Source organism: Pseudomonas sp. UBA2684, from assembly GCA_002354655.1.
In the GTDB taxonomy this organism is placed as follows: domain Bacteria; phylum Pseudomonadota; class Gammaproteobacteria; order Pseudomonadales; family Pseudomonadaceae; genus Aquipseudomonas.
Genome location: DELY01000003.1, coordinates 270028 through 280180, shown reverse-complemented (window position 1 = coordinate 280180; position 10153 = coordinate 270028). Strand labels below are relative to the sequence as shown.

Here is a 10153-nt window from a genome sequence, read left to right as displayed (position 1 = left end):
GTACGGCTATAAATCAGAAAAAATCAGAAGAAGAGATCGACGCGCAAATACAGCGGATGCTCTTGTTGCGCGATTGCGTCGGGCCGCTCGAGGGAGCGGGCGAAGGTCACCGATGCAGCCAGGTGCTGGCCACGGGCGCTCAGCTCAAGGGCATTGCCGGACAGTCGGCCGCGCTGCTCCGGGTTGTAGCGCCCGCCGTGGATGACGCCGAGGTCGTAGGCGAACGCCACGCCGTATTCCTGCACGAAGGGCTGCAAAGGCTGCCAGGTCACGGCACGGCGCCAGCGCACCTGGTTGCGCCAGTAACCGCCACTGTCGCCGGAAAGCGACTGCTCCTTGAAACCGCGCACCGAGTTGAGGCCGCCAATGCTGATGCGCTGCGGGCTGAACAGCACGTCTTCGCTGTGCTGCGCGTTGATCAGGCTGTCGAAGCTGAAGGACTCGCCCCACAGCGGCAGCGGCTGCAAGTAGCTCAAGGTCAGGCTGTATTTGTGGTAACGCGCGACCGGTTGGCCGCCCTGAGTCTCGCCACTGCGCTGGGCGTCGAAATTGCCGATGCCCTGTTGCCAGCCGAGGTCGGCGTTGACAAAGGCATTGCCGATGCGCCGGCCATGGTTGAAGCCCAATTGCGCCTCGGACAATCGCTGGCTGGAGACGTCGATCAGGTTGCCGAGGATGAAATTACGGGTACGCAGATGGCTGACTCCGCCGTTGACTGCCGTTTTGCTCAGGCTGTCGCGGTGCAGCACACGCTCGGCGCGCAACTGGTGAGTTTTGCTGTCGCCATCCAGGTCGAAGGCGAAGCCATTGGCCTCGTTCTGTGTCCGGTAATAACTCTGGCTGTAGCTGTAGTTAAAGCTCCACCAGCCGTAGGGCAGGTTGTAGTTGAAGCTCTGGTTATGCGAATGGCGCTGGCTGTCGCTAACGGCGTCGCGCCCGGCACGCAGGTTCAACTGATCCGCCAGGCCCAACGGGCTGTCCCAGTCCAGGCCCAGCCCCCACTGCTGCTCGCCAGTGCTCTGTTGGCCATCGTTGTGTCGCGCCAGGCTGACGCGCCAGGGTTTGCTGCGCTGACCTTGGAGTTGTACGCGGCTACCGCCGACCTGCTCGCCCGGCACCAGTTCAAGCTGCGCCTGCCGCGAAGGCATGCGGTTGAGTTGCTCGACCAGTTGCTCCAATTCACGCAGGTTCAGCACACGCGTCGTCTGCCCGGGAAAGCTCATGGCCAACTCGCGCTCGCTGGCCAGCGCCGAGCTGTCCAGCCCCTCAAGCCGGCCTTCGACCACGATCACGTTCAGCGTGCCGCCGGACAGGTCCTGCTGCGGCAGGTACGCGCGCGAGGTCACATAGCCACGCCCCACGTAATGATTGGTGATGGCCTTGAGTACGTTATTGAGCTGGCCAATGCCCAGGCATTGCCCGGCAAACGGTTGCAGAATCGCGGCTTTATCGGCCGCACTGAGCAATGACGCGCCGCTCAGATTGATCTGCTCGATATTGAAACACCGCGTCTCCTCGACTGGTGCCTCGGCGGGCAGTTGCGCAGCCTCGCCGGGAAGCTGGCGCAGTTCTTCCAGGCGCTGTTGCTGCTCTTGCAACAGGCGCTGCTGGCGTTCGCGGATCAGGTCCTGGTCGCCCGGTGTCTGGGCGTGGGCAGCGGTGGAAACGAGGGCGCACATCAGCCAAATGGCCAAAGGGCTAATACGAAGAGACATGCCTTCAGTCCTTTGAATAGCGATAACAGCAGCAAAAATCCGGCTCGCATTAAAACATATGGCACCTAGCCATCACGGCATCCCCCCGTGACCTCGGTCACAAACCTAGTCATTCACCGTGAATTCGAGACGAGCGGTCTGCCCGCTCTCGTCCAACACACTGAGCTGGTACTGGCCGTTGCGGCCGAAAGCCTGGTTGAACATCGCCTCGGCAGCAGTTTCGGCGACCGGCTGGCCATCGACAAACCACCAACGCCGACCGCTGCCGCCCAAGGCGGAGAGGCGCAGGCGCAGCGGTTCGGCGCTGCCGGCAGGACGGCGCAGGCGGTCGCCGTGGCGCACGCCGACGATCGACAGCGGCGCCGCCAGCGGCTCACCCTGCGGCGGGCAGGTTGGATCGACGGTTGGCAGGCGCGCACTGCGCCGCTCGCGGCGCGGCAGCCAGGGCTCCAGTGGCGCGGGCCACCAGGCGACGGTCTGCGCCTGGGCGCCGACACAGCGGGCGTCGACGCGCTGGCCTGCCGGGTTAAGCCAGAGCGTTTCCTGCAAGCCCAAGCCCAGCGGTTGATCCAGTGCCTGCAAGGTCGGCGGCGTGGTGCCGTCCAGGGTCCAGGCGAAGCGCTGGCGCCTACAGTTCGGGTCGCGGCTGGCCAGTGGCTGGCCGAGCGGCCAGCAGATCGCCGCCACGCCGACCTCGGCCGGTTGCGGGTCGGCGGGCAGGCTCAGGCCGCGCTGGCTGTCGCGGTTGATCAGCAGATCGTGCACTTGCAGCAGCAGCGGCGCCGCCGAGGCCAGGCCGAACTGGCCGGGCACCGGGGTGCCGTCCGGGCGGCCGATCCACACGCCGAGGATGTAACGCGGCGCCACGCCAATCGCCCAGGCATCGCGAAAGCCGTAGCTGGTGCCGGTCTTCCAGGCCAGGCTCGGCCGCTGTACCAGCTGCGCGCGCGGATCGCGGTCCGGGCGCGCCTGGCCGCTGAGGATGCGCCGCACGATCCAGGCGGCGCCGGGCGACAACAGGCGCCGCTCATACAGCGCATCCTGCGGCTGCAAACGCAGACGCGCGGCCTTGCCGCCGCGGGCGAAGGCGCTGTAACCGCTGACCAGTTCCTCCAGGCGGCTGCCGGCGCCACCGAGAATCAGCGCCAGGTTCGGCTCGGCCAACGGCGGCAGCGCCAGGGGTACGCCGACGCTGCGTAATTCACCGGCAAACCGCTTCGGTCCGTACGCCTCCAGCAGTTGCACCGCCGGCAGGTTGAGGGAGCGCGCCAGGGCTTCGCTGGCCGACACCGCGCCGCTGAAACCGGCGGCGAAGTTGCCGGGACGGTAGTCGCCGTAACGCCGCGGCACGTCCTGCAACAGCGATTCGGAGTGGATCAAGCCGGCATCCAGGGCCATGCCATAGAGGAAGGGTTTGAGGGTCGAGCCGGGCGAGCGCTGGGCGCTGACCATGTCGACATGCCCGAAGCGTCTGGCATCGCCGATATCCACCGAACCGAGGTAGGCGCGCACCGCCATGCTCGGCTGCTCGACCACCAGAATCGCCGCAGAGGTGCGCTCGGGCAGGCGCGCACGCCAGCCCAGCAGCAGGTCTTCCAGGCGGCGTTGCAAGGTGGCGTCGAGGGTGGTGCGGATCAGCGGCGGGCTACCCGGCACATTCAAACGCCGCGCCAGCAAGGGCGCCAGACGTGGTTCCTGACGCGGCGCCAGCAGCACCGGCTCTTCCAGCGCATCGTCGATTGCCGGCTGCGGCCACACCGCGAAGCTGGCCAGACGCTTGAGCACTTTGTCGCGCGCCGCCTGCGCGCGGGCGGGGTGCCGGTCAGGGCGCAGGCGGCTGGGCGCTTGCGGCAACACCGCGAGCAAGGCGGCTTCGGCGCGGGTCAGTTGGCTGGGCGGTTTGCCCAGGTAGGCCCAACTGGCCGCGGCGACGCCCTGCAAGGTGCCGCCGAAGGGCGCGCGGTTGAGGTACAGGCCGAGGATTTCCTCCTTGGACAGGTGCCACTCCAATTGCAGCGTGCGCCACAGTTGCTTGAGTTTGCCGCCGTAACTGCGCGCATGCGGATCGAGCAGCCGTGCCACCTGCATCGACAGGGTGCTGCCGCCGGAGACCACCCGCCCGCCCGTGAGGTTCTGCCAGGCGGCACGCCCCAGCGCCAGGGGGTTGATCCCCGGATGGCGATAGAACCAGCGGTCTTCGTAGGTCAGCAGCGCGTCCAGGTAATAGGGCGAAACCTGCGCGGGGCTGACCGGGTAACGCCACACACCGTCGCGGTCGGCGAAACGCCACAGTGGCGTACCGTCCTCGGCCAGCACCACGCGGGCCAGGTCGTCTTCGGGCAACGGCAGCGGAAACAGGCGGTCGGCCGCGAGCAACGCCAGCAGCACAAGCAACGGCATACCCAGCCAGGGTCGACGCAGTGCTTGCAGCATGCGCCGCCCGTATCCTCGCGCCTCGACCACATGAAACTCCTTGCCCCTGGTTCAGTGCGCAGTGGCCTAGCAGGCCGTTGAAAACGTAGGCGGGCAGGCAAGACAAGGCAAAAACGGCCGAGGAAGCGCAGTTTACGAGCTGTAAATGAGCATTCTGACGGGGGCGCCTAGCCTGGGCTCGCATTCCGAGGCCGCTTTTAACGCAGTATTGCCAACGCAGGTAGTTTTTCAACGGCCTGCTAGTCGGCCACCGCGCGGATTGCCGACTTTGTAGCCTGGATACGGGCGCCGAGCAACGGAACTCCGTTCGTCGCCGACAGCCCAATGTGCCAGTATCCACCGCACATGGCCTGCGCCATATCCCACCAGGAACCCTGACTATGTCTGTAGAAGGCTTTTTCGAATCCCTCGGCCAAGCATTCGGTGCGTTTATCCGCTTCATCGTCGAGGCGCTGGACGGCTTTTTCGGCCTGCTCGGCAACGCCATCGGCAGCTTTATCGACGGCATGGCCAGTGCCCTCGGGGTCACGCCCTCGCTGCTGACCATCGCCGTGGTGATCGTGGGCCTGATGTTGTTGTATGCCGCGCTACGCGCCTTTTTGCGCGGCTCGATTATCGGCGGAATCATCTGGCTGCTGCTCGGCCTGTGGTTGCTCAGCGCGCTGATCCGCTGAGTGCCGGTGACCGGGCGCGCATTCTTGAGCTGTGGGCTCGCGGCTAAAACCCGGGGCTCAGGACCAAGACGCTCGCGGCTAAAGCCCCTCCTACTTGGAACCTGGATCACCGCTCGCTTAGCAAGTGCCTGCGCCTGCGTGCAGGAAAGGTTTACCGGCAATCGGGCTGTAACAACGCGCGGCTGAGCCCCGCCCACCTGGGGCGAGGATCACCGCTCGATGGCCAGGCGCTCAGTCTTTAGCCGCGAGCGCTGCGCCCCTCCACGCTTAACGCTCCTTGACCACCAGCCGTCCCGGCGTTTCGCCCAATGCCTGCCAGTTCGGCCGGTACATCGATTCCACTTGCGGCGGCGGCACGCGGTAGCTGCCGGGGGTGACGGCGCGGGCCAGGTACAGCAGGTGGGTGGTGTCGTAGCCATTGACATCCAGCGCCGCGACGTAACGATCGCCACGGAATTCCTGGTGCTTGATGGCCGCGTTCTGCATCGATTGGCGCCACTCCTTCACCGTACTGCTGGCGTCGTCCAGGCTGGCGGCGCTCTGCGCGAGGTTCTGGTTTTCCAGCTCCAGGCCAGCCGGCAGCAGGTCGACCACCAGAGCATCCGGCACCCGCTGCTTGGCCGCCACGGCCAGGTGCACCAGCACCAGCTCGCCGCTGGTCAGCGCAGCGAGGTCCAGCGGCTTGCCGTCCATCCCCAGGTATTCGCGGTAGATGCTCAGGTTCTCGCCGCCGGCCGCTGGCGCCTTGGCCGGATAACCGGAGAGGGTCAGTTGCTGGTACAGCGGCGCCTCGCCAGCGTTGCTCAACGTTAACGGTGCGGCCAGTTCGGCGCCTTGCAACTTGAGGCCGGACTGGGCGTTGCTCAGCGTGAAAGCGAAGCTGCCGCTGCGCAGCGCCGCGTTCCAATCCGGCTCGGGTTTGGTCAACAGGGTGCGCCCGGCCAGGTACAACGAATTGCGCTCCTGGGTCGACAGCCACTGCTGGCTCGCGACTTCATCGGCCAAGGCGAACAGGCGCTCTTCGCGGCTGCCGGCGGCCAGATCGTGCTCCTCAAGCAAGGCCAGGATCAGCGCCTGATCGCGCAACGGGCTGCCGTAGTCGGCCAGCCACTGCTCTGCATCGCGACTGCGCGCCAGGCCGGCGGCCAGGGCCTCGTCGGCGCGCGGCTGGTCGCCCATCTGCGCCAGAGCCACCGCCAGGTGCACCAGCGGCAGACCGGACAAGGCATCGCCACGCCGTTCGTACAGGCTGCGCAGGGCGCCGAGCGGTGCCTGTTGGCTGCGCGCCAGCACGTAACCGGCATAGGCCTGCACGGCGAAGCGGCTGTGGTTGGCGTTGTTGCTGTAGTTGACCTCGATCAGGTTGCGCTCTTGCAGGTAGCGCATCAGCCGCTCATTGGCCTTTTTCAGCGCCTCGGCCGGCACCCCGAAGCCCTGCTCGCGGGCACGCAGAAGGAAGTCGCTGACGTAGGCGGTCAACCAGTATTCCTCATCGCTGTCGGCGCCCCACAGGCCGAAGCCGCCGTTGTAGCGCTGCATGCTCAGCAGGCGTTCGATGCCCAGTTCGATGGCGCGCTTGCGCTGCTCGTCCGGCTCGCCTTGCAGCCCAAGCTTCTTCAGCGCGGCAGCATCGGTATACAGGGATGGATAGAGGCCGCTGGTGGTTTGCTCCAGGCAGCCATAGGGATAGGCCTTGAGCGCCCGCACCTGCTCGCCGAGGTTCAGCGGCGGCCGGCTGGAGATCGCCAGGCGCGCTTCCAGCCCGGCCGGCTCGAAGGCCTGCAAGGCGCCGTCCGGCAGGCTCCAGGTGTCGCCTTTGAGTACCGCGCGGAAATGCTGCAACTGCGCCGGATAAGCCGGACGAATGCCCAGCGTCCATTCGCGGCTGAACGGCGGCAGCGTCTCGCCGGGCAGCTGCAGACCGCCAACGGTAACGCTGATGCGCCCCTGGCCATAACCGCCGAGGGCACGCACCGGAATGCGCAGAATGCGGCGCTCGCCAGCGGCCAGACTGATCGGCGCCAGCGCCGCGTCGGTATTTTGCGTCAGGCTGAGTTGCCCCTCGGCGCGCAGTTGCACCTCCAGCGTCTGCGCGGCACCGGAGAGGTTGCTCAGGTCCAGGGCCAAGGTGGTTTCATCGCCGCCGGCCAAAAAGCGCGGCGCCGACAACTCGGCGATGAGCGGCGCGGCGACGACCGTCTTGCCCTCGGCCATGCCGTAACGCTCATCGGTCCAGGCCTGCGCCATCAGGCGCAGCTCGCCGTTGAAGTCGGGAATGTCCAGGCTGACTTCGCCCTCGCCCTGCTCGTTCAGCGCCAGCGGCTGGCTTTGCAGCGCGACGATCAACACGCTGGTGTCCGGGCGCTTGCCGCCGGCCGCCAACGCGGCATCGCCACCGAAGACCAGCTTGGCCACACGGCCCTGGCCGGCTTCGATCAACTGGCCGTAGATATCCAGGTGGTCGGCGCCGTAGGCCTTGCGTCCGAAGAAGTTAGCGAAGGGGTTCGGCGTGGCGTACTCGGTGATATTGAGGATACCGACATCCACCGCAGCGACCAGCACCTGGACCTGCCGCGGCACGCTGCCATCGGCATGGCGCGCCTGCACCTTGACCTTGAGTGGCTGCTTGGGGCGCATCTTTTCCGCAGCGGTCAGGGTCAGCGCTAGCTTGCGCGGCGCACGTTCCAGCGGCAGATGCAGCAGGCCCACCGCTCGTTTGGGCGTGGCATTGCTCTTGCGCTCGCCGGGACGAATCACCAGGGCGCTGATATACAGGTCATGCCGCGCCCAGTCCTTGGCAATCGGGATGTCGAAGGTCTTACCCGCAGCCGGCACCGCGATCTCCTGCCACCACAGCGGGCCCTCGCTGGACTCCACCAGCAGATAACCGTTGCCGGCCGCCGGCGGGGTGACCGTGACTTTGGCCGTGTCGCCATCGGCGTAGGCCGGTTTGTCCAGCGCCAGCTTGACCTGGTCCGGGCGCACCGCACCGCCGTCGGCGTTGTCCTGCCAGCGGTAACCGGCCCAGAAACGCAGGCTGCTGAGCAGCCCGGTCTGCGCATCGATCACCTCGACGCGGTACGGCCCCCACTCCACCGGGAAGCTGACCTTCGCCGTGCCGCCGCTGGCGACGCTGAGGGTCTGCTCGCTGAGGGTCAGGTATTTCTCGTTGTAGTTGTGGCTCCAGCCATCGCTCTCGGAGAAGTTCCAGTAGTAGTCGCGGCGCTCGCGAATCAGGCGCACGCTCAATTGCTCGGCGGCCAGCTTGTTGCCGGCGGCATCGGCCACCAGCACCTCGAACTCGGCCAGGCTGTCGGCATCGACCTCCTCACCCTCGAACAGCCCGCGCACGCCCGGCAGGCGCTCGGCCGGCCACACCGGCTGGACGATGCGCCGGGTGATCGGCCGGCCGCCGGATTCCTGCAAGCTAGCTTGCACTATCAGGCGCAACGGCGACTTGACCTCGGCCCAGCGGCTGTCGATGGCCAGGGTGGTTTTGCCTTCGGCATCCAGGCTGGTTTCATCCAGCTCGATGTCCTGCTCCAGTTCCTCCTCGGTGACCGAGCCGAATTGATACCCCGGCAAACTCGCCACCGCTTCGCGTAGCGGCCGCACATACAGCTGACCGCTGAGGCGGTTGCCAGCGGCCGGCGCGCCATACAGGTAACGCCCCGTCACCTCGAAGCGCGGGTCTTCGCTGGGCTTGAACGGTGTGTCGCGGCCTTTCAACTCCAGCGCCAGACGCTCGGGCAGGAAGTCCTCGACGGAGAATTCGTAGAGCTGCGGCTTGCCGTCGCCGAGGTCGAAGAGCAACTGCCAACGCCCGGTCGGTGCCTCCTCGGCCAGTTGCAGCTGATACTGGTAGAGGCCGGAAGCATCGGCCTGCCAGACGAACTTGCGGCTGACCTGCTCGTCCGGCCGGCGCACTTCGACGTTCACCGGCTGCGCCTTCACCGCGCGGCCGTCGGTATCGCGCAGCAGCGCGTTGAGCAACACGGTTTCGCCTGGGCGATAGAGGTCGCGCGGGCCGAACACGAAGAATTGCAGGGGGTGCACCTGCGGCCCGGCGATGTCGAACTCGGCCAGGTCCAGCGCCGGCCCGCCCAGGCGCAACACGCTGGTCTGCTCGCCCTGACGCGCCAGCAGCACCTCGGCCTTGGCCGGCAGCGGCAACTCGGCATGCCCGGCAGCGTCGGTCCGGCCCTCGGCCAACAGTTGCCCCTTGTCGTCCAGCAGCTCCAACTCGACCTCGGCCAGCGCCTTGCCGCCGGCCAGGGCCTGGGTGAACACGTCCAGGCGATTCTGGTAACGGTGCGCGGACAAGCCGATGTCGCTGAGGGTGAACAGCGTCGCCGGCTGCGAATAGCTATAGCTGCCGGCGGCGCGCATCACCGCCAGGTACACGCCGGGCTGCTTGAACGGATCCAGGCCGGCAATCGGCAGCAGCAGGGTTTCCCGCGTGTTGCGCGCCGGGTTGAGGTCGAAACGGCCGCCGTAGACCAGTTCGGCCATCGGCAACAGCGACTGCGCTTCCCAGGTATCCAGGTTGCTGCTGCGCCCCCACTGGCTGAGAAAACTCGGCAGCGCCTGCGGTTTGATGCGGAAGAACTCGACGTTGACACGATCGACGTTCAGCGCGATCACCGGCAGGCCTTCGGCCAGCCGCGTCGGCAACAGCGAGCCACGGCTGGCGAAGCCGACGCTGGCTTGCAGGTCGCGGGTTTCCACGCGCGTGACGTGCTCGGCGGCCAGGCGCGTGCCGCTTAGCGCTTGCAACCCGGCATCCACGGTCAGCACCAACTTGCGCCGTGGCTCCAGGTGGCGCAGGCGCAGCTCCATCAGGTTGTCGGCCAGCTCCCAGGCGCCGTCGACCTTGCCGCTTTTACTGTCGACCAGGTGCAGGCGCTCGGCGAAATTCTGCTCCGGGTCCAGCGGTACGGACAGACTCACGGACAGGCTACTGGCACCCTCCAGTTGCACCTCGGAGACATCCACCACACTCAGTTCACGCCCGGCATAACGCTCGACCAAAGCAGCCCGGTCGACCTGCGGTTTCGGTGCCTGCGGCGTGGCGAGCGGAGCCGACGGTGTGCTCGTCACCTGTGCCGGCTCGTTGGAGGAATCACAGGCGCTGAGCAGGCTCAGGGCAAGTGCCAGAAGCAGTCCTTTGTTCGGCATTGCGGGCTCCAAAAATGGCGGTGCACAAGCCAGACACTATAGTTGAGCGACCTGCTAACGACGAGCACGGCACGGCAAAAGCCGCGAGCAGCGCACACCCCTGAACACCCTGTTCGTCAGGCGCGCCACACGCAGCGCTCAGCGCTTTTCGAC

Annotated in this window: 4 protein-coding genes; 1 reads left to right on the top strand and 3 read right to left on the bottom strand. The window is 66.7% G+C overall.

Features of this window, described 5'->3' with window-relative positions; all coding sequences use genetic code 11:
* Window positions 1–23: 23 nt before the first annotated feature.
* Complete coding sequence (locus B3M58_RS02265; RefSeq protein WP_296216934.1) at window positions 24–1715, bottom strand: ShlB/FhaC/HecB family hemolysin secretion/activation protein; 1692 nt, start codon at window positions 1713–1715, stop codon at window positions 24–26.
* Between the two features lie 105 nt (window positions 1716–1820).
* Entirely contained in the window at window positions 1821–4148 is a 2328-nt protein-coding gene (gene pbpC / locus B3M58_RS02260) for a peptidoglycan glycosyltransferase PbpC (RefSeq protein WP_296216933.1), read from the bottom strand.
* Between the two features lie 380 nt (window positions 4149–4528).
* Between pbpC and B3M58_RS02255 the strand changes: the two genes are divergently transcribed.
* A complete protein-coding gene (locus B3M58_RS02255) occupies window positions 4529–4822 on the top strand; it encodes a hypothetical protein (protein WP_296216932.1) in 294 nt (97 codons plus the stop codon).
* Window positions 4823–5089: 267 nt separating this feature from the next.
* On the opposite strand, the gene B3M58_RS02250 is transcribed toward B3M58_RS02255, so the two are convergent.
* The gene (locus B3M58_RS02250) at window positions 5090–10000 is read right to left on the bottom strand and encodes an alpha-2-macroglobulin family protein (RefSeq protein ID WP_296216931.1); all 4911 of its coding nucleotides are present in this window, start codon (window positions 9998–10000) and stop codon (window positions 5090–5092) included.
* Window positions 10001–10153: the final 153 nt, after the last annotated feature.